The organism is Cupriavidus sp. FW306-01-F10A (genome assembly GCF_058782785.1).
This window is the reverse complement of record NZ_JBYSYA010000002.1, coordinates 200,254-219,810: the sequence shown is the minus strand read 5'-3', so window position 1 is coordinate 219,810 and position 19,557 is coordinate 200,254. Positions and strand designations below refer to the sequence as shown.

The window sequence follows — 19,557 nt, the reverse complement described above, 5'->3', positions numbered from 1 at the left end:
TGACTGCGGTAGACACCAGCGGACAGGCAAAATCGCGCTCATAACCCGAAGGTCGCAGGTTCAAGTCCTGCCCCCGCAACCAACGCCTTATATCAGTATCCAGCGGCATTCGCCGCAGTCCTTCAAGGCGTTGTTCTCAAGGCCGTCCGGCCTGACGCACTCACTGCTCCGATGTCATTCCGCGCAACCCAAAGGCATGCCTTGCAGCGTTCGTGCGCTTGCACCACTAGGTGCGCACCAGTTCCGCCGCACGCCTGAAGGTATCGCGCACCAGCGGCTGGTCTTCACGCTCCGCGGCGTCGGCATGCTCACGCAGCCGCGTGGCCAGCACCGTCAGTGTTCCTTGCGCCTGCGGCCCGCCCGCGGCCTGGCACTTGGTTACCGCTTCGCGCATCACCGCATCGAGCTCGCCGCTGACATCGGCACCATCGAAGGCGCTCACCGAGAGAGCCGAGATGCGTTCCAGGTAGAGATTGACCAGCGCTTCATCGTGTAGCGGTTCGGACATGTCGGCTCCTTGTCGGTGACGGGGATACAGAACCCATTGTAGTGAAGCCCGCCGCCTGCACAGGATCAAACAGTAATGATTCTTGTTCGGGTCCCTGCCGCGCTTCCCATACAATGTGCACCTGCCCGATTCATCCCGACATTATTGCCATCATGATGCTGCAGATTCCCGACGTACTGTCCAAGGCCCAGGTGGCGCAAGTCCGGCAGGTCATCGACGCGGCGGCGTGGGCCGACGGCAATGAGACCTCGGGCTACCAGTCGGCGCTGGCCAAGCGCAACCTGCAGTTGCCGGAGGGCTCGCCGGCGGCGCGCCAGGTGGGCGACCTGATCCAGGACGCGCTCGGCAATAACGCGCTGTTCTTCTCGGCGGCGCTGCCGCTGAAGGTCTATCCGCCGCTGTTCAACCGCTACGAGGGCGGGCATACCTTTGCCAACCACGTCGACAACGCGATCCGCTACCTGCGCGGCACCAGCTTCCGCATCCGCAGCGACCTGTCGGCGACGCTGTTCCTGACCGAGCCGGAGGAATACGACGGCGGCGAACTGGTGATCGAGGACACCTACGGCCAGCAGCGCGTGAAGCTGCCGGCCGGGCATATGGTGCTGTACCCGGCCACCAGCATCCACCACGTGACGCCGGTCACGCGCGGGGCGCGGGTGTCATCGTTCTTCTGGATCCAGAGCATGGTGCGCGACGATGGCCAGCGCGCGCTGCTGTTCGAGCTGGACGCGCGTATCCGCCAGGTGGCGCAGGAACTCGGCCAGGCGCATGAATCGGTGATCGGCCTGACCGGGGTCTATCACAACCTGCTGCGCCGCTGGGCGGACGCCTGAACGCCGGCGGCGCCCTCACGAGGGCGCTGCATAACGTCAGCCAGCAAGCAGGCGCGGCTATCCGTCGCGCCGTCGCTGCATCTGCAACAGTTCGATCGGAGAGGGCTGGATGCGCCGCCGCGCGGGGCGCAGCGCGCGGTTGGGCCACAGCACGTAGTTGGTGTGCGGATCCAGCGGCTTGCCGAAGTACGAGACCCAGACCTGAACGCCGTGCTCGGTTTCGGCAACGATGGCCGCGACGGCGCGCGCCGCGGCGGAAGGGGACTTGAGCAGTTCCGCCAGGGCTTCGACGCCCTGCACGACATGGTGCTTCACCCCGGCAAACCATGCGTACTGACGCATGGCGGACAACAAACGCTTGGTCATGAACGCGACTCTGGTTGTGTGGAAAGTGCGAATGAGACCCGCACGCTTCCGGTTTGTTCACGTCGGTTTGCGAAATACCAGCATGACTGCGGCGCCATGTCGCTGTGATGGCATGCGCGCGGCATGCGTCACCTGGTATCGCTCCTGTGCGGCCCGCATCACGTGGCGTGCGCCGGCTCAGGTACCAGTGCAGAGAGTACCATTGCCAGCCGGTCCAGGGCAGGATCGATATCCAGCAGGTCGATGGCGCCGAAGCCCAGCAGCAGCCCCGCGCAGGTAGCAGGGGGCGTGGCATAGCAGGGATCGAGCGTGGCAAGTGCCAGGCCGGCCAGGCGCGCGGTCGAGACCAGTGCCTCGGACGCCACCGGCACGCGCAGCCGCGCCGCCAGGTGGAAGCCCGCCATTGCCGGCAGCGGCTCCAGCCACGGCGACAGGTCGCCGTGCAGCCGCGCCAGCAGGCGGGCGCGGCGCTGGGCGTGGCGCGCGTGCGAGCGCCGGATATGGCGCAGCAGGTGACCCTCGGACAGGAAGCGCGCCAGCGCCTGCTGGATCAGCGTCGGCGTGTACCAGTCCATCAGGTGCTTGACCTTGCGCGCGGCCGGCATCAGCCAGGGCGGCACCACCAGGTAGCCGCCGCGCAGGTTCGCCACCAGCGTCTTCGAGAACGTGCCTAGGTAGACCACGCGGCCATGCCGGTCCAGCGTCTGCAGTGCGTCCAGCGCCTGGCCGCCGTAGCGGAATTCGCTGTCGTAGTCATCTTCCAGGATCACCGCGTGGCGGCGTGCCGCCCAGTCCAGCAGCGCCTGACGCCGCGCCAGGCTCATCGGCACGCCCAGCGGCGACTGGTGCGATGGGGTGACATAGACCAGCGTGGCATCGTTCGGCAGCGCCTCCACCACCAGCCCTTCACCATCGACCGGCACTGGCACCACCCGTGCGCCCAGCCCCTGGAACAACGAACGCGCCATTGGATATCCGGGATCCTCCATCGCCACCACGGCGCCGGGCCCGAGCAGCAGCCGGGCCAGCAGGTCGATGCCCTGTTGCGCGCCGCCCGTGACCAGGATGTCGGTCGGCATGCTCTGCACGCCGCGCGTGAAGGCGATATGGCGGGCAATGGCCTGGCGCAGCACCATCTCGCCGGCCGGATCGGCGGCGCCGGGCGGGCGCTGGCGCTCGGCGGCCAGCGCCGCGCGCACGCAGCGCGACCAGGCTTCATGCGGAAAGCGCGTGGTATCGGCCTGCCCCGGCTGGAACGCATAGCGCGCGCCGCCGCCGGAGTCCAGGAACGGCGTCGGCACCGCCATCCAGCGCTGCACGGCAGGCGGCAGCACCGGCGCCGCCGCCATGCGCACGGCCGGGCGGGCCAGCCCCTCGGCCACATAGGTGCCGTCGCCGACGCGCGCGTGCAGCCAGCCTTCGGCCACCAGCCGTTCATACGCCGTGGTCACCGTCTTGCGCGCCACGCCCAGCTGGATGCCAAGCAGGCGCGTAGGCGGCATGCGTGCGCCGGCCTCGAGCCGGCCGCCCTGGATCGCGTCGCGGATCTGGTGGACGATCTGCGCGGTCAGGTCGCTGGCTTGGTCCAGGGCGAGATGCAGTTCCATAAGGTACGCGTCGGTCAGGATTGGTCTACTGATTCTGCCGGAAATTGGCGGTGTACGGGGCCAATCGATGGGTCTATCTTTCATCCCAACGGGCGCGACACCAGTGCCCGCCGAATCCAACCTGTCAAAGCGGAGATCGATCATGGAAGAACGGATGAACTGGCAAGACGTGGCCCCTGACGCCTACAAGGCAATGGTTGGCCTGGAGGTCTACCTGGCACGCTGCTCGCTGGAGACCACGCTCAAGGAACTGGTGAAGATCCGCGCCTCGCAGATCAACGGCTGCGCGTTCTGCCTGGACATGCACATCACCGATGCGCGCAAGCATGGCGAAAGCGAGCGCCGCCTGAACCTGCTGCCGGCCTGGCGTGAAGTGAGCTGGTTCACCCCGCGCGAGCGCGCCGCGCTGGCGTGGACCGAGGCGCTGACGCTGCTGCCGCAAAGCCAGGCGCCGGATGCGGACTACCAGGACTTGCGCGAGCAATTCTCGGAAAAGGAAATGGCGGACCTGACGCTGCTGATCTCGGCCATCAATGCATGGAACCGCTTCGGCGTCGGTTTCCGTCGCCAGCCGCCCGCGCTCTGAGCCACGGCGCACATCCGCCCGACCTCAGCCTGACCCGCGCCGTGGCCTGCCGATTGACAAGCCGCGGCGCAGTGCATTAGCTTCTGTTGCAGATGCTGCACAAATGGCAACCGCTGGCGGCGCCGGCATGGGGGGCATGGTGGCGACACGTCAGGAGGGCGGGCAAGCCGGGGCCGAGGGTACTGTCGAGGCCCGGCGCGAGCGCGGCAGGGCCGCCCGCCAGAAGGTGCCGCGCGGTGCGCACGAGGCCATTGGCAACGTCGACCGCGACCCCGTCGAACTGCTGGAAATCAGCAGCCAGGGCCGGGTTGAGCGGCTGGTGCCGCTGCGCTACGGCCGCATGATCCAGTCGCCATTCGCCTTCTACCGCGGCAGCGCCATCATCCAGGCGCACGACCTGGCCAGCACCGCGGATTCCGGGCTGCATATGCAGATCTGCGGCGACTGCCACCTGGCCAACTTCGGCGGCTTTGCCACGCCCGAGCGCGCGCTGCTGTTCGACCTCAACGACTTCGACGAAACCAGCCCCGGTCCGTGGGAATGGGACCTCAAGCGCCTGTGCGCAAGCTTCGTGGTAGCGGCACGCCACCTGCGGCACAAGTCCGCTGTGGCCGAAGACGTGGTGCGCGAAGCGGTGGGCAGCTACCAGCGCCGCATGCTCGCCTATGGCGAAATGGGCATGCTCGAGACCTGGTACGACCGCATCACCTTCGAGCGGCTGCTCGAAGAAGAAACCTTGCCCGAAGTCCAGAAACGCATCCGGCGCGGCATGGAGCGCGCCGCCGACCGCACCCACGAGTCGCTGTTGCCCAAGCTGGCCGAGCGCATCGGCGACCGCTGGTCGATACTCGATGCGCCGCCGGCGATCTTCCACGTGCGTGGCGAGCAGACGCTGTTCGGGCCGGGCGACGACTGGCTGGCCGCCAGCGACGCGGACCTGGCGCTGGACCAGGCCTACCACGACTACCTGTCCACGCTGGCCCCCGACCGGCGCCGGCTGCTCGGCCATTTCACGCGCCATGACGTGGCCTTCAAGGTGGGCGGGGTGGGCAGCGTGGGCACGCGCTGCCTGGTGCAGCTGATGGTGGACCAGCATGACAAGCCGCTGTTCCTGCAGGCCAAGGAGGCCACCAGGTCGGTGGTGGCGCGTTACTTCAAGAGCGCGCCGACCGCGCACGAGGGCCGGCGCGTGGTCGAGGGCCAGCGCCTGATGCAGGCCGCGAGCGACCTGTTCCTCGGTTGGACCAAGGGGCCGTTCGGGCGGCACTTCTATCTGCGGCAGCTGCGCGACATGAAGCTGTCGGCACAGATCGAGCTGATGGATGCCGAGCTGTTCGGCCGCTATGCCTCGCTGTGTGGCTGGGTGCTGGCCCGCGCGCACGCCAAGGCCAGCGGCCTGGCCGCCGAGGTCAGCGGCTACCTGGGGCGCAGCGACCGCATGGCCGACGTGATGGTAGGCTATGCCAATGGCTATGCCGACCAGGTCGAGCGCGACTATGACCAGTTTGTCGCCGCGTGCCGTTCGGGGCGCCTCGAGGCGCGCACCGATGCCGACATGGCTGCTGATTTCCGCGTGTAGCCCACGCGTCTTGCCAGGCCAGGAGTCTGCCCATGACAGAAGACACCCTGCTGCAACTGATGACGGAAGTCGAGAAGGAAGACCCCATCGACTACGCCGACCTGCCGTTCGACGACGCCGCGCTGCGCCGGCTGGCGTGCCGGCTGATCGCCGAGCGCTCCAGCGAGATGGAAGCGTCCGGCCTGCCGGTGGAAGCGCTGCTGGCCACGATGTGGGCCTCGACCGCCAAGCTGGTGCTGGAAAACCTGGTGCTGAACGCGCGCCTGCTGAGGCTGCAGGGCCTGCCCGACGACGCCCAGGCGCTGATCGAGCGCATCGCGCGGCAGTCGCGCGGCGGGGCCTGAACGCGCCAACCTGACTTCCCGGCCCGAACCGGGGCCATGTGCCGCAATCGTCTCAAGCTGCGGCGGCTCTGCCGTTTCGCTAAAATACGCGTTTTCACCCAGCCGGTCCGCGCTGTGACTGACACGCGGCGGAGGCGGCTGACCAGGAGGATTTCGGTGATCAAGTGGATTATCGTCGCGGGCTACCTCGGTGCCGTCCTGTATGTGCACTTCCGCGGCAAGGTGCGCCTGCGCATCTGGCGCCAGCTGCTGGACCATTCGGCCCTGGTGGCCCCGATCAACTGCTTCATGTATGCGTTCTCGGGCGTGCCCCGCACGCCGTACATCCCGGTCGACAACTTCCCCGACCTGGAAAAGCTGCGCGCCGCCTGGCCCGAGATCCGCGACGAAGGGCTGGCCCTGGCCGCGATGCGCAAGATCAAGGCCGCGGACAAGAACGACGACGCCGGCTTCAATTCCTTCTTCAAGTACGGCTGGAAGCGCTTCTACCTGAAGTGGTACGAGGCCCAGCACCCGTCGGCCGAGGAGCTCTGCCCCAAGACCGTGGCGCTGCTGCGCGAGCTGCCCACGGTGAAGGCGGCGATGTTTGCCGAGCTGCCGCCGGGCGGCAAGCTCAACCCGCACCGCGACCCGTTCGCCGGCTCGCTGCGCTACCACCTGGGCCTGGCCACGCCGAACGACGACCGCTGCTTTATCGAGGTCGATGGCGAGCGCCACAGCTGGCGCGACGGTGAGGGCGTGGTCTTCGACGAAACCTACCTGCACTGGGCCGAGAACCGCAGCGATGCCAACCGGCTGATCCTGTTCTGCGATATCGAGCGTCCGATGCGCTACGGCTGGGCTGCGAAGTTCAACCACTGGATGGGCCGCAAGGTCATGACCGCGGCCAGCTCGCCCAATGACGAGCACGACCAGACCGGCATGATCAACCGGTTGTTCCGCTTTGTCTGGCTGGGCGGCCAGTATCGCCGCCGCTTCAAGGCCTGGAACCGCCAGCTTTACTACGTCACCAAGTTCGGCCTGATCGTGCTGGGCGTGGGGCTGATCGTCTTCCTGTAAGAAGCAAAAACCGACGGTTTGCTCCCCTCTCCCGCTTGCGGGAGAGGGAGCACCCACTTGGGAGCTTCCTTTGCCCACGGAGATCCTGATGCGCGTCCGTACCGCAGCACTGTGGCTGGCCGCCGCCCTTGGCGCCGCCGCATGCACCACGACACCTGCAGAACGTGCCGCCGGCAGCGCCGCTGCCGTCGGCAAGCCCAACCCCGCCTCCGTCAACTGCACGCAGCGCGGCGGCAAGCTGCAGATCGTGTCGACACCCGCCGGCCAGTCCGGCATCTGCACCTTCCCGTCCGGCAAGCAATGCGAGGAGTGGGCGCTGCTGCGCGGCGAATGCACGCCGGGCTGAGCCGCTAGGCTTCAATCGCGGCGGCGTTCGTTGGCCAGCGTGGTGTAGTAGTCGCGCTTGGCTTGATACATGCGGCTGTCGGCCAGCTTGACGACCTCGTTCAGCCGGTCGCCCTGCAGGCAGGTGGCGTGGCCGATGGAAAGGCTCAGGCGTGCGCCCGGGTAGAACTGGTTGTTCAGTTCCACCACCTTGCCGATCTGCTCGACCACCGTCGCGGCGCCGCGCTCGTCGCGCCCGGGCAGCAGGATCATGAACTCGTCGCCGCCGATGCGCGCCACGCAGGCCTGCTCGCCCACCGCCTTCTTCAACACCTCGCCGGTGCGGCGAAGTAGCCCGTCGCCGTCGGCATGGCCGAACTGGTCGTTGACCACCTTGAGGCCGTTCAGGTCCACCGCCACCACGCTGACCGGCCACGGGCCCTTGCGGCCCAGCCGCGCCATCTCGTCCTCATAGTAGGCGCGGTTGTAGAGCTTGGTCAGCACGTCGTGCTTGCCCAGGAACTCGACATAGGCTTCTGCCTTCTTGCGCGCCGTGATATCGGTCAGCGACACCAGCACCTGGTCCCAGTCCGCTTCCCGCCCGGGGAACACCGACCACTGCATGAAGACGTCCACGGCGCGGCCATCCAGCGCGTAGTTGATGACTTCGCGCTGCTGCCACAGCTTCTCGTGCCAGAGGTCGATCAGCTGCTCGGCAAAGTGGATGCGCATGTCGTCGCGGAACACATCGCCCAGCCGCGAGAGCAGGACTTGCTTGCTGTCCGCGCCGAACATCTGCAGCGTCTGCTGGTTGACGTCGAGCACGCGGATCTCCTGCATGCAGCGCAAGACAAAGTCCGGATGCACGTTGAGGAAGGTGCGGAAGTCGGTGATGCCGGCGCCGCGCACTTCATCGAGCAGCACCTTGACCGCGCTGAAGTCCTCCACCCACAGCGATACCGGCGAATGCTCGAACAGTCCCAGCGCATATTGCTCGCTGCGGCGCAGCTCGTGCTCGGTGCGCATGCGCGCGGTGATGTCCTTGATCGACAGCAGCACGCGCTCCCAGGTGTCTTCGTGGCCCGGCATCACCGTGGCCTCCAGCTGGATGTCCAGCCGCTCGCCATCCAGCGTGTAGTTGACGGTCTGGCTGGCGAAGCGATTGCCGCCGTCCCACAACTGGCCGAGCTCCTCGACATGCTGGTCGAGCATGTCGTCGCGGAAGACTGTGTCGAGGTTGGCCACCAGGTCGTCGAGATCGGCTGCACGGAACAGCTCCAGCGTGCGCCGGTTCACGTCGATCACGCGGATCAGCGCCGAGCACTGCGCCGCTTGCCGCGGGTCCGCGCGCAGGTGGGCGCGCAGGTCGGTGACACCTTCCTTGCGCAGTTGCGCAAAATACTCGCGCACGGCGCTGAAGTCTTCCAGCCACAGCGAGACAGGTGCCAGTTGGAACAGGGTTTGATAGTCGTCCAGGTTGTTGCCGGCAGGGTTGCCGGCACCCTTGCCGACGGACGTTGCCGCGGATGCACTGCTCAAGGCTTTTCTCCTTTTTCTTTTTCCCGTGGTGCACGGCGCCCCGTGGTCGGTCTTCGCCCCCGGAGACCAGCCGGGCCGCCCTGCGCACCAGCGCTTAGAACCCATTTCATAATGAAGAAGGGGCGCGAAGGCTGCTGCCGGGCCGCAGGGCTAGGCGTGGCCGACGCGGCGTGGTTATTCCACGCAAGGAGGCCGCAACAACGCCATGCGGCCCGGCAGCAGCCTTCCCTTCGGGTTCAAGCCAGGCGCGGCGCATGCGTTGTTACGGGCCTTGACCTTGGAATGACCAAGGCCGGCGGCCCGCGCCTAGCCTGCGCCGCGCCTGGCTTGAACGCGTCCCCTTCTTCATTATGAAATGGGTTCTTAGGATAGGCGAGGCGCCAGCAAAAGGGGAGGGATATTGGCAGGCAAGCGCCAGGGCTAGCCCGCCAGCCGCTGCACGATGGCGGCCAGCGTGCCCAGTGCCCGCTCGATCTGCGCCGAGCGCGGCGTGCCGCAGTTGACGCGCAGGCAGTGGTCGAAGCGGCCGGCGTTGGAGAACATCACGCCCGGCATCACGCGGATGCCGGCCTGCAGCGCCTGGTCGAACACCGCTTCGGACGATACCTGGGCGGGCAGTTCCACCCACAGGTGCATGCCGCCGCGCGGGGACCCCAGCCGCGTCCCGGCGGGAAAGCTTGCGGCGATGGCCTGCGTGAACCATTCGCGCTGCGCGCACAGCCGGGTGCGCAGCCGGCGCAGGTGGCGGTCGTGCGCGCCGGAAGCCAGGAAGTCGGCGGCCGCCATCTGCGACAGCATCTCGTTGGGCCGCGACAGGCCGAACTTGAGCATCTCCACGCGCGCCTGCCATTTGCCGGCGGCGATCCAGCCCAGGCGCATGCCGGGCGCCAGCACCTTGTGCAGCGAGGCGCAGTGGATCACGTTGCCGCTGCCATCCCAGGCCTTGGCCGCGGCCGGCGGCGCATCGCTGTCGGCGGTGGCCGAGAAGCAGTCGTCCTCGATCAGCGCGATGCCGCGCGCCTCGCACCACTGCACCAGCCGCGCCTTGTGCGCGTCCGGCATGATGCAGCCGAGCGGGTTCTGCAGGTTGGGCACCACCGCCACCGCGCGGATATTGTCGTAGTGCTGCGCGGCCAGCTCCAGCGCCTCCAGCGAGATGCCGGTCTGGGGGCTGCACGGGATCTCCAGCGCGCGCATGCCGAGACTTTCCAGGATCTGCAGCAGGCCGTAGTAGGTCGGTGATTCCACCGCGATCACGTCGCCCGGCCCGGCCACCGCGCGCAGGGCCAGGTTGAGCGCCTCGGTGCAGCCGTTGGTGATGACGATTTCCTCCGGCGCGAGCTGCACGCGCGCCCGCAACGCCTGGCGCGCCAGCGCGGCGCGCAGCGGCTGGTAGCCCTCGGGCTCGACCGCTTCGCCGAACAGCAGCGGATGCCGGCGCAGCGCACGGGTCGCGGCGCTGCGCAGCGCCTCGGTCGGATACAGTGACGGCGCGCAATAGGCGCCGCCCAGGTTGGTATGCACATGCTGGTGCTGGCCACGCGCCAGCAAGCCGGAAATGCGCTGGTGGATGCCGACATACTGCGCCGGATCAGGCAAGGCCGCGGCCGGCTCGGCCAGCGCCGCCAGCGGCGAACGCAGCGGTGCCGCGACGAAATAACCCGAGCGCGGCCGCGCTTCCAGCAAGCCGTCGCTCTCGAGCTGCCTGCATGCCTGCAGCGCGGTGGACAGGCTCACACTGTGCAGCGCCATCAGCGCGCGCACCGACGGCATGCGGTCACCGGCGGCGAGCGTTCCGGATTCGATGGCGCGGCGGTAGTGGCCGGCAACCTGGCGGTAGAGCGGGGCGGATTCCATTGGGGGCATCGTGGCGCGGTTGGCCGCATCAGTACAGATACAGACGCGTGGCGGCTGTATCGTAACAGGGCTGAATTTGCTTGGCTGTTCCGGTCCAGGCGGTTCCGGGGTGTGCCTGCCGCGGATGAGATCAGGTCGATAGGCTGGAGTCCTGTGCCTGTTACCGGAGTCCTGCCATGCAAAGCGATCTCAACGACACATCAACCGTAGTGCCGCTTCTGGCCGGCCAGTGCCTGCGCCTGCGCGTGGCGGCGGGCACCATGCTGCATGCCGGCGCGGGTGAGCTGGAGCTGGCCGGGCCGCCGCAATGGCTGGCCGAGACCTGCTACGTACCGCGGCGGCGCCTGCGCGCGGGCGACACGTGGATCGTGCCCGCGCGCGGCTGGCTGACGCTGTCGGCAAGCCGCGCCGGCGCATTGTCGATCACTGACCCGCCGGGCTGGCTGCCCCGGCTGCAAGCCTGGCTGGCGTTGTCGTGGCGCCGCACCGGGCCGGCCCGACAGCCCGAATCCCGCCAGATTCCCGACTCCGCGCCCGAAAGCCTATAAAATTGCGCTCCGGCCGGCCTGGCACATTGGTGTGCCCAACCCCCCGGCCGCAGTTCTCGGGTTCCCCATGCTACGTCTAAGTGAAGTCAAACTCCCGCTCGACCATACCGAAAGCGACCTGGACGCCGCCGTGCGCACCAGCGCCGCGCAGATCGGTGTCAAGGGAGACGGCCTGATCGGCTATACCGTGTTCCGCCGTGCCCACGATGCGCGCAAGCGCTCGGATATCAAGCTGACCTACATCATCGATATCGAGGTCGGCGACGAGGCCGCGGCAATCAAACGCATGGCCGGCAAGCCGAACTGGAGCGTGACGCCCGACATGGCGTACCACTTCGTCGCGCGCGCGCAGGCGGGCAGCTCGCATCCGCGCCCGGTGGTGATCGGCATGGGCCCGTGCGGCCTGCTGGCCGGCCTGATCCTGGCGCAGTCGGGCTTCCGCCCGATCATCCTGGAGCGCGGCAAGGAAGTGCGCGAGCGCACCAGGGACACCTTCGGCCTGTGGCGCAAGAGCGTGCTCAATCCGGAATCGAACGTGCAGTTCGGGGAAGGCGGCGCGGGCACGTTCTCGGACGGCAAGCTGTACAGCCAGATCAAGGACCCCAAGCACTATGGCCGCAAGGTGCTCAACGAGTTCGTGCGCGCCGGCGCGCCGGAGGACATCCTGTACAAGGCGCGCCCGCACATCGGTACCTTCCGGCTGGTCAGCATGGTCGAGAAGATGCGCGCCGAGATCATCGAACTGGGCGGCGAGATCCGCTTCGAGACGCGCGTCGACGATATCGACATCGACAACGGCCAGGTGCGCGGCCTGAAGCTGTCCAACGGCGAATACCTGGAAGCCGACCACGTCATCATGGCGGTCGGCCACAGCGCGCGCGACACCTTCGAGATGCTGCACAGGCGCGGCGTGTTCATGGAGGCCAAGCCGTTCTCGCTGGGCTTTCGCATCGAGCATCCGCAGGGGCTGATCAACCGCAGCCGCTTCGGCAAGTTCGCCGGCAACAAGCTGCTGGGCGCGGCCGACTACAAGGTCGTGCATCACTGCAGCAACGGGCGGTCGGTGTACAGCTTCTGCATGTGCCCGGGCGGCACGGTGGTGGCGGCAGCTTCCGAGCCGGGCCGGGTGGTGACCAATGGCATGAGCCAGTACAAGCGCGCCGAGCGCAACGCCAATGCCGGCATCGTGGTCGGCATCACACCCGAGGACTATCCCGGCGGCCCGCTCGCCGGCATCGAATTCCAGCGCAAGTGGGAAGAGCGCGCGTTCGAGCTGGGCGGCAGCAACTACTGCGCGCCGGGCCAGCTGGTGGGCGATTTCATCGCGGGACGGCCATCCACGTCGCTGGGTTCGGTCGAGCCCTCGTACAAGCCCGGCGTGACGCCGACCGACCTGAGCACGTCGCTGCCTGACTACGTGATCGCGGCGATCCGCGAGGGCATTCCCGAGATCGACAAGAAGCTGCCTGGCTTTGCCCTGCATGATGCCGTGCTGACCGGGGTGGAGACGCGCACCTCGTCGCCGCTGCGCATCCGCCGCAACAACGATGACTACCAGAGCATCAATGTGAAGGGCCTGTACCCGGCGGGCGAAGGCGCGGGTTATGCCGGCGGCATCTACTCCGCGGCGATCGACGGCATCGAAGTGGCCGAGGCGGTGGCGCTCAGCATCGTCGGCGGCAAGGCCGCCTAAGCCTGCTGCAGGTAAGCCGCGGCGCCGAGCGCCGCGGTGCGCCCGCTGGCAAAGCACGCCGTCAGCAGGTAGCCGCCGGTGGGTGCCTCCCAGTCCAGCATCTCGCCGGCGCAGAACACGCCCGGCAGCGCGCGCAGCATCAACCCTTCATCCATCGCCTCGAAGCGCACGCCACCGGCGCTGCTGATCACTTCGTCGATGGGCCGCGGGCGCAGCAGCCGCAGCGGCAGCGCCTTGATCGATGCGGCCAGCGTGCCGGCATCGTGCATCGCTTCCTTCGACAGGCATTCGCGCAGCAGTCCGGCCTTGACGCCGGTGAGGCCGAGCCGGCTTTGCAGGTGGCTCGACAGCGAGCGCGCGCCGCGCGGATGCGTTACCTGCGCGCTGACATGTTCGGCGCTATGCGCCGGCAGCAGGTCCAGGTGGATGGTGGCGCCGCCATCGGCTTCGATGCGGTCGCGGATCGGCGCGGACAGCGCGTAGACCAGGCTGCCTTCGATGCCGGTCGCACTGATGACGAACTCGCCCTGGCGGTAGTGCGCTTGCCCATTGCGGTCGGTCAGGGCGATGGCTACCGGCTTGACCGGCTCGCCGGCAAAGCGCGCGGCAAACGCTTCGCTCCACGCCACATCGAAACCGCAGTTGGCGGGCCGCAGCGGCGCAATCTCGACGCCGCGCTCGGCCAGCCGCGGCACCCACGCACCATCCGATCCCAGCCTTGCCCAGCTGGCACCGCCCAGCGCCAGCACCACCGCGCGTGCCCGCATGACCGTTTCACCGTGCGGCGTGGCAAAGCGCAGCGCATGCGGCGCGCCGTCGTCCCAGCCCAGCCAGCGGTGACGCATATGGAACTGCACGCCGGACTCGCGCAGGCGGTGTAGCCACGCGCGCAGCATCGGCGCGGCCTTCATGTCGGTCGGGAAGACGCGGCCGGAACTGCCGATGAAGGTCTCGATGCCAAGCCCGTGCACCCAGTCGCGCAGGGCCTGCGGGCCGAAGCCCGCCAGCATCGGCGCGATCTGTGCGGTGCGGGCGCCATAGCGGCCGAGGAAGGCCGGCTCCGGCTCCGCGTGGGTCAGGTTCATGCCGCCCTTGCCGGCCATCAAAAACTTGCGCCCGACCGACGGCATGGCGTCGTAGACGGCCACGCTGGCACCTTGCGCCGCCAGCACTTCGGCCGCCATCAGGCCGGCCGGACCGCCGCCGATGACGGCAACGTCGACGCTGGCTTGGGAAGGGGAGGAAGTGGCGGAAGAGGGCATCAGGAGGCTCGGCAGGGGGCGGGGTGTTTCCGCCGCGGATTATAGAGCCTGCGGCAGCGCTAGAATGACGGTTTGCCGCGCATCGCCATCATGACCTCCGCCACTCACTCCGCAGACACCGTCATCGCCGCCACCCGCCACTGGCTGGAGCGCGCCGTGATCGGGCTCAACCTGTGCCCGTTCGCCAAGAGCGTGTATGTGAAGGAGCAGGTGCGCTACGTGGTCAGCACCGTCACCGAAGCGCCGGACGTGATGGACGACCTGGAGCGCGAACTGCGCCTGCTGGCAGACGCCGACCCCGACCAGATCGACACCACGCTGCTGATCCTGTCGGATGCGGTGGCGGACTTCCTCGACTTCAACGACCTGCTGTATTTTGCCGAGCGCCTGCTCGGCAGCCTCGGGCTGGAAGGCACGCTGCAGATCGCCAGCTTCCATCCGCAGTACCAGTTTGCCGGGACCGAGCCGGACGATATCGAGAACTACACCAACCGCGCCCCGTATCCGATCCTGCACCTGCTGCGCGAGGACTCCATCGCCCGCGCGGCGGCGGCGTTCCCGGATGCGGCGGACATCTACGAGCGCAACCAGGCCACCATGCGCCGCCTGGGCCACGAGGGCTGGCAGCGCTGGATGGCGGGCGAGGACGAGCCCGGTAAAGTCTGACTACGCAGCCGACACCGGCGCGGTGAAGAAGCGCTCGCGCATCTCTTCCAGCCCCAGTCTTTCCAGCACCTCTTCCAGCCGCTCGGCCGGGCGGCGGCGCGGCAGGTCCTTGTACTGCGCGATGATCAGCTCGTTCTTCATCGAGTGTTCCCAGCCCACCAGCTCGGTCACGCTGACCTGGTAGCCATGCGCCTCCAGCTGCAGGCAGCGCAGCACATTGGTCACCTGGCTGCCGAACTCGCGCGTGTGCAGCGGGTGGCGCCAGATTTCCGTCAGCGGATTGCCCGCCAGCAGCTTGCCCTTGTGCTTGCGCAGCACGCTGGCCACCTCGGCCTGGCAGCACGGCACCAGCACGATATGGCGGGCCTGCTTGGCCAGCGCAAAGCGGATCGCGTCGTCGGTCGCGGTATTGCACGCATGCAGCGCGGTGACGACGTCGACGGTGGGCGGCAACTGCGGCGAGGTGATCGAATCCGCCACCGACAGGTTCAGGAACGACATCCCAGCAAAGCCCAGCCGCGCAGCCAGCGCCTGCGAGGTCTTCACCAGTTCTTCACGGGTTTCGATGCCGAAGATATGTGAGTCGTCCTGCAGCGCCTTGAAGAACAGGTCGTAGAGGATAAAGCCCAGATACGACTTGCCGGCGCCGTGGTCCACCAGCGTGACGCGGCCGCGCTCGGCCTTGACTTCCTGCAGCAGCGGTTCGATGAACTGGAACAGGTGGTAGACCTGCTTGAGCTTGCGCCGGCTGTCCTGATTCATCTTGCCGTCGCGCGTCAGGATATGGAGTTCCTTGAGCAGTTCGATGGACTGGCCGGGGCGGATTTCGTGGGTATTTGACATGAGGGGGACTGCGCAGGCTGCGGGACGCGGCGCGTCCCGGAATGCCGACAGTTTACCGAAAAGTCCCGCAGGGTCCCCGAGTGACGCTGGCCTCACCGGTGCGGGGCGTGGTGTGGTTGGCGCTTCCGCATCGCCGGCACGGGCTCTCGGCGGGCTCGATCGAGCTTGCGAGTTGCTGTCGGATAAATGGTAAAAGTATTAAAACTGCTGCATTGTTACCGCCACGGGATGCCTGCGTTTCTCCGGGCTCCTGGCGCTCGGCTCCGGCAAAAGCGCGGCAAATGGTCAGAAACCGACTGCCTTTGGCCACCAGCGGGCGGCGTGTTGCATCTCGACCAAGGCTGAATTCCGAAATCGGCAATGATCCTGAAACAACATAATTGACACGATTTGTGTCATGAATTCGAAATACGCAAATTTGGCAGACGGGATTGTCGGGATGAGGTGCCGGGCTGGCGGCGCAGGCCCGCGCGGCGGGTCGTCCGGCGGCGCGGCGCGCCGCCGGAACAGTGCCCTCTACTGCAGGGAAGCGCATTTCCCGCCAAGAAATGCGAGGACTGAGGAAATGCCGTCGGTGGTGGCGGAGTAAATCATGAACCGCCCTTGCTGGCGGCTTTTAACCAACCCCGTCCTGACCAATTCCTTCAAATGGAATGTTACGGAAGAGGGAGTTAAATCGGAAGATGCGGAGATAATACCTGCCGGTATTCCTTCCGGTCCCGAATCGGCGAGCAGTAAAAATATCCTGAGCCGATTTTCCTGTGCTAACGCCCCCAGTATTTCCACTGCATTCTTTATATCCAGTTCTGCCATTTTTTTGCTTCTTTATTTTATGCTGCGGGCAGCTGGCAGGGGCGGTATGACTGCCCCGGTTCGCCTTGAAGTCCAGCAGGCAGGCCGCATGCGGCCTGCCGCCCGTGGCGCGGCTTGTCATCCGTAAATCAACGCTCAACAGCACCCCATTGCTGGCAATGTGCCGGTTCCGAGAATAGTTCGTATAACCTCCGTCCATTGTGAAGGATTACTTTTTGTTACATTCGGGGGAGTCCCTGGTAGGGTTATTTCAACGCTATTAAAAATATTGAAATTATTCCTCTTCGGCCCTAAGGAACCTTTTGATAGCATGCACGCCGCTGCTGCCGGATAACCGTTCGCATCAGCGTTTTCTTTACATATGGCTTCCATATGAGGCGCCTTTCATATGGCGCAACCGTTTCTGTGCATTCCCATGGAAGGAGTCGTTATGACATTCGCAAATCTGCGCCGCAAGGCGCGTCAGCAAGGTCAGGGCATGACCGAATACATCATCATCGTGGCACTGATCGCCGTGTCCGCGATCGGCGTCTATGCCATGTTCGGCCAGACCATCCGCAACCAGACCGCGGGCCTCGCCCAGGAAATGGCCGGCAAGAACTCGGCGTCCAAGCAGGCCATCAAGCAAGCCGGCAGCGCCGCGGACGATGCCAGTTCCAAGGCCAACCAGGGCAAGGGGCTGAACAACTACAACGTCGGCAACGACACGGGCAAGAACAACTAAGCGGCATCGCCGCCAGTTGCTTGCTGCGCTCCAGCACTCGCGATCCCGGAACATGGGCAAAACAGGTCTTGCGCATCGACGCAGCCGTCCCGGCCAGCGCGGTCAGGCACTCGCCTTCGCGCTGGTGTTCCTCGCCATCGGCGGGCTGGCCCTGTATCTCGCCTTCAATGCGAGCCAGCTGACCAGCGCCAAGACCAAGCTGCAGAACACGGCGGACGCAGCGGCCTATAGCGCCGCGGTGCTGCAGGCGCGCGACTACAACTTTGCCGCCTACGCGAACCGCGCGATGGTGGCCAACCAGGTGGCCGTGGCGCAGGCCGTGAGCCTCAAGTCGTGGATCGACGAGCTGAAGGGCACCTACACGGAAAACACCTGGATCGACACGCTGGTCAAGATCTTCTCCGACGGGCAGTTGCTGTGGACCACGCCCAAGCAACTGGGCAAGGCCGCGATCACGCCGGTGCGATCCGCCCTGAACACGCTGCTGCCGCCGCTGGTGACCGGGCTCGATGACATCATCGCCGCGCTCAGCATGGCGCAGCGCGCCTACCACGCGGGCACCATTGCCGCGGTGCCGCTGGTGACCGACGAAGTCGCCAAGCGCAACCAGCCTGATTCGACGGTCAGTTCCGGCTACTTCTTTGGCCCGCGCTATGGCGTGCAGCTGGCCCGCTGGACCAAGTTCACCACCGTGACCGATCCGCAGTATCCCAAGCAGGGTTCGGCCACCGGCAAGGACCGCTTTGCCGACGTCACCACCGACGGCACCACGCTCGACGGCTTTCTGAAGGACCGCGGCTCGCCGCGCTCGCCGACGGCGGTCCCGACTGCCTACAAGGGCTGCAAGGGCGCGGTGGTGGCCATCATGGTGACCGTCGTCACGCATGACGGCGGCACGCATCTGCGCCGCGACAAGAAGGGCTGGGAAGCACTCGATGCCTCGCAGGCCAACGGCACGCTTGCCTGTGTCTGGGCCACGCCGGCCGGCCCGGTCGGGTTTGCGATTCCCACGGTGTCCAGTGTCGGGCGCGGCGGCGCGGCCAATGGCCCGGGCGGGCGCTATTCGGGCCGCTCCGGCTACGGTGGCTACAGCAATTTCGGCGGTTCGCTGCTGAACCCGCTGACGCTGATCGCCGCGCAGATGCAGTACTCGTCGGGGCCGGGCAAGACCCTGCACAACAAGCCCGCGGGGCTGCAGGAGTACGCCGACCTGAGCAACCAGCCCAAGCCCGGCACCGGGCCCGTGGACGATTTCAACCGCGCGCCCTCGATCACGATCGAGGCGCAGCGCCAGGACACTTCAGTCGTCACCAGTTCGCGCGTGCTGCCGGGCGGCGATCGCCTGACGCTGGACGGGCGCATGGCCGGCGGCATGATGCGCGCGCTTGCCAGCGGCAGCGCGTACTTTATCCGCCCGACCGACAGCGGCGGCATGGCGGGCGCGCTGCGCAGCGCGGCGGGGTGGCGGCGCGCCGATTCGCGCATCGAATACCCGAGCCTCTTCAATCCGTACTGGCAGGCATCGCTGACGCAGACCAGCGATCTCGAACGCGTTGCCGCGATCGCGGCACAGGGCAACTGAGGGAACGGACATGCGCATGCGCAGGCCAGCCAGGCCGAACCGGGCAGCCGGACAGGCAATGATCGAATTCGTGATCGCCGCGATGACGGTGCTTGGCGTGCTGTTTCTCGGCATGGCGATGCTGGGCAAGTTCAGCGACGTGCGCAACAAGGCGCTGATGGCCTCGCGCTATGCCGGCTGGGAGCGCACGGTCTGGACCGTCGACCCGGGCTGGCGCGCGTCGCACGGCAGCTTCGCCAGCAAGGGCGACGAAGAGATCCGCAGCGAATTCGTGCAGCGCGTACTGGGGCACGACCAGGCCGCGCTGGCGTCGAGCGACCGCACGGCGCGCCGCCTGCCCGGCGGCATGGCGCCGATGTGGAAAGACCATGCCGGCGTCGACATGCTGCGCAACTATGCCGACGTGACCCTGGGCAGCGGCGTCGACGAAACCCCGGCAGCCACGCTCAAGCCGATCACGGCTGCCATGGGTGCGGCCAACGCGGTCAGCGCCGGCTTCGACCTGGCCACGCGCAACCTCTACCGGGCCGAGGTGGGGTTGTCCGTCGCCGGCGACAACGCGGCCCTGCGCGCGCTGTGGCCGGGCTGGACCGGCTTCGGCATGCAGGACCACACCGTGCTGCTGACCAACGCCTGGACGCCCGAGGGGCGCAACGGCACGCTCGCCGTGATCAAGGAAGCGGTGCCTACCAGCAAGGGCGGCGTGATCGACACCGCGCTGACCGTCGGGCTGGCCGCCTTCGGGCCGGAAATCCTGAAACTGGACCTGGGCCGCATCCAGCCCGACGTGGTCCCCGCCGACCGCCTGGGGAGCCGCTGAG

20 protein-coding genes are annotated in these 19,557 nt (G+C 67.0%); 12 read left to right on the top strand and 8 right to left on the bottom strand.

Annotation, left to right across the window (positions count from 1 at the left end; genetic code table 11):
- Nucleotides 1–226 precede the first annotated feature (226 nt).
- On the bottom strand, nt 227–508 hold the full coding sequence (locus AC3WLF_RS03980) for a hypothetical protein (RefSeq protein ID WP_035819589.1): 282 nt from the start codon (nt 506–508) through the stop codon (nt 227–229).
- Between the two features lie 152 nt (nt 509–660).
- On the opposite strand from AC3WLF_RS03980, the gene AC3WLF_RS03975 reads away from it, so the two are divergent.
- Entirely contained in the window at nt 661–1,344 is a 684-nt protein-coding gene (locus AC3WLF_RS03975) for a Fe2+-dependent dioxygenase (RefSeq protein ID WP_492321708.1), read from the top strand.
- 57 nt (nt 1,345–1,401) lie between these two features.
- Here the strand turns inward: AC3WLF_RS03975 and AC3WLF_RS03970 are convergent, their stop codons facing one another.
- On the bottom strand, nt 1,402–1,710 hold the full coding sequence (locus AC3WLF_RS03970; RefSeq protein ID WP_010809219.1) for a hypothetical protein: 309 nt from the start codon (nt 1,708–1,710) through the stop codon (nt 1,402–1,404).
- 158 nt (nt 1,711–1,868) lie between these two features.
- Nucleotides 1,869–3,317: a MocR-like pyridoxine biosynthesis transcription factor PdxR gene (pdxR, locus tag AC3WLF_RS03965; protein WP_492357863.1), complete on the bottom strand. Its 1,449-nt coding sequence runs from the start codon at nt 3,315–3,317 to the stop codon at nt 1,869–1,871.
- Nucleotides 3,318–3,459: 142 nt separating this feature from the next.
- Here pdxR and AC3WLF_RS03960 point away from each other — a divergent pair, with 142 nt between their 5' ends.
- From AC3WLF_RS03960 to AC3WLF_RS03940, 5 genes are all read left to right on the top strand, one after another.
- Nucleotides 3,460–3,903 carry a carboxymuconolactone decarboxylase family protein gene (locus AC3WLF_RS03960; protein ID WP_492321710.1) on the top strand — a complete coding sequence of 148 codons (444 nt, stop codon included), beginning with the start codon at nt 3,460–3,462 and terminating at the stop codon, nt 3,901–3,903.
- A 136-nt stretch (nt 3,904–4,039) separates the two neighbouring features.
- Nucleotides 4,040–5,482, top strand: a complete 1,443-nt coding sequence (locus tag AC3WLF_RS03955; RefSeq protein ID WP_492357927.1) for a DUF2252 domain-containing protein — start codon at nt 4,040–4,042, stop codon at nt 5,480–5,482.
- Between the two features lie 32 nt (nt 5,483–5,514).
- A complete protein-coding gene (locus AC3WLF_RS03950) occupies nt 5,515–5,826 on the top strand; it encodes a hypothetical protein (RefSeq protein WP_010809215.1) in 312 nt (103 codons plus the stop codon).
- A 156-nt stretch (nt 5,827–5,982) separates the two neighbouring features.
- The gene (lpxO, locus tag AC3WLF_RS03945; protein ID WP_492357862.1) at nt 5,983–6,885 is read left to right on the top strand and encodes a lipid A hydroxylase LpxO; all 903 of its coding nucleotides are present in this window, start codon (nt 5,983–5,985) and stop codon (nt 6,883–6,885) included.
- An 88-nt stretch (nt 6,886–6,973) separates the two neighbouring features.
- Nucleotides 6,974–7,231, top strand: coding sequence for a putative hemolysin (locus tag AC3WLF_RS03940; protein ID WP_492353009.1), 258 nt, complete (start codon nt 6,974–6,976; stop codon nt 7,229–7,231).
- Nucleotides 7,232–7,242: 11 nt separating this feature from the next.
- Here AC3WLF_RS03940 and AC3WLF_RS03935 read toward each other — a convergent pair whose 3' ends face one another.
- Nucleotides 7,243–8,748: a sensor domain-containing diguanylate cyclase gene (locus AC3WLF_RS03935; protein ID WP_492357861.1), complete on the bottom strand. Its 1,506-nt coding sequence runs from the start codon at nt 8,746–8,748 to the stop codon at nt 7,243–7,245.
- Nucleotides 8,749–9,168: 420 nt separating this feature from the next.
- The gene (locus AC3WLF_RS03930) at nt 9,169–10,605 is read right to left on the bottom strand and encodes an aminotransferase-like domain-containing protein (protein ID WP_492357351.1); all 1,437 of its coding nucleotides are present in this window, start codon (nt 10,603–10,605) and stop codon (nt 9,169–9,171) included.
- A 176-nt stretch (nt 10,606–10,781) separates the two neighbouring features.
- On the opposite strand from AC3WLF_RS03930, the gene AC3WLF_RS03925 reads away from it, so the two are divergent.
- Entirely contained in the window at nt 10,782–11,153 is a 372-nt protein-coding gene (locus AC3WLF_RS03925) for a hypothetical protein (RefSeq protein WP_492320968.1), read from the top strand.
- Between the two features lie 67 nt (nt 11,154–11,220).
- Nucleotides 11,221–12,846 (top strand): NAD(P)/FAD-dependent oxidoreductase, encoded by a 1,626-nt coding sequence (locus AC3WLF_RS03920; protein ID WP_492320967.1) that lies wholly within the window; start codon nt 11,221–11,223, stop codon nt 12,844–12,846.
- On the opposite strand, the gene AC3WLF_RS03915 is transcribed toward AC3WLF_RS03920, so the two are convergent.
- Nucleotides 12,843–14,108, bottom strand: a complete 1,266-nt coding sequence (locus tag AC3WLF_RS03915; RefSeq protein WP_492357860.1) for a TIGR03862 family flavoprotein — start codon at nt 14,106–14,108, stop codon at nt 12,843–12,845. The genes AC3WLF_RS03920 and AC3WLF_RS03915 overlap by 4 nt on opposite strands.
- Before the next feature lie 90 nt (nt 14,109–14,198).
- On the opposite strand from AC3WLF_RS03915, the gene AC3WLF_RS03910 reads away from it, so the two are divergent.
- Complete coding sequence (locus AC3WLF_RS03910; RefSeq protein WP_492357859.1) at nt 14,199–14,774, top strand: DUF1415 domain-containing protein; 576 nt, start codon at nt 14,199–14,201, stop codon at nt 14,772–14,774.
- Here the strand turns inward: AC3WLF_RS03910 and AC3WLF_RS03905 are convergent, their stop codons facing one another.
- Both AC3WLF_RS03905 and AC3WLF_RS03900 read right to left on the bottom strand, forming a co-directional pair.
- Nucleotides 14,775–15,617, bottom strand: coding sequence for a class I SAM-dependent methyltransferase (locus tag AC3WLF_RS03905; RefSeq protein WP_011614818.1), 843 nt, complete (start codon nt 15,615–15,617; stop codon nt 14,775–14,777).
- A 516-nt stretch (nt 15,618–16,133) separates the two neighbouring features.
- Nucleotides 16,134–16,430, bottom strand: coding sequence for an ArsR/SmtB family transcription factor (locus AC3WLF_RS03900; protein ID WP_010809205.1), 297 nt, complete (start codon nt 16,428–16,430; stop codon nt 16,134–16,136).
- A 430-nt stretch (nt 16,431–16,860) separates the two neighbouring features.
- On the opposite strand from AC3WLF_RS03900, the gene AC3WLF_RS03895 reads away from it, so the two are divergent.
- From AC3WLF_RS03895 to AC3WLF_RS03885, 3 genes are read left to right on the top strand one after another with little or no spacing between them, the layout of a single operon-like run.
- On the top strand, nt 16,861–17,154 hold the full coding sequence (locus AC3WLF_RS03895; RefSeq protein WP_010809204.1) for a Flp family type IVb pilin: 294 nt from the start codon (nt 16,861–16,863) through the stop codon (nt 17,152–17,154).
- 52 nt (nt 17,155–17,206) lie between these two features.
- A complete protein-coding gene (locus AC3WLF_RS03890; RefSeq protein ID WP_492357858.1) occupies nt 17,207–18,736 on the top strand; it encodes a pilus assembly protein TadG-related protein in 1,530 nt (509 codons plus the stop codon).
- A gap of 58 nt (nt 18,737–18,794) precedes the next feature.
- A complete protein-coding gene (locus AC3WLF_RS03885; protein WP_010809202.1) occupies nt 18,795–19,556 on the top strand; it encodes a hypothetical protein in 762 nt (253 codons plus the stop codon).
- Nucleotide 19,557 lies beyond the last annotated feature (1 nt).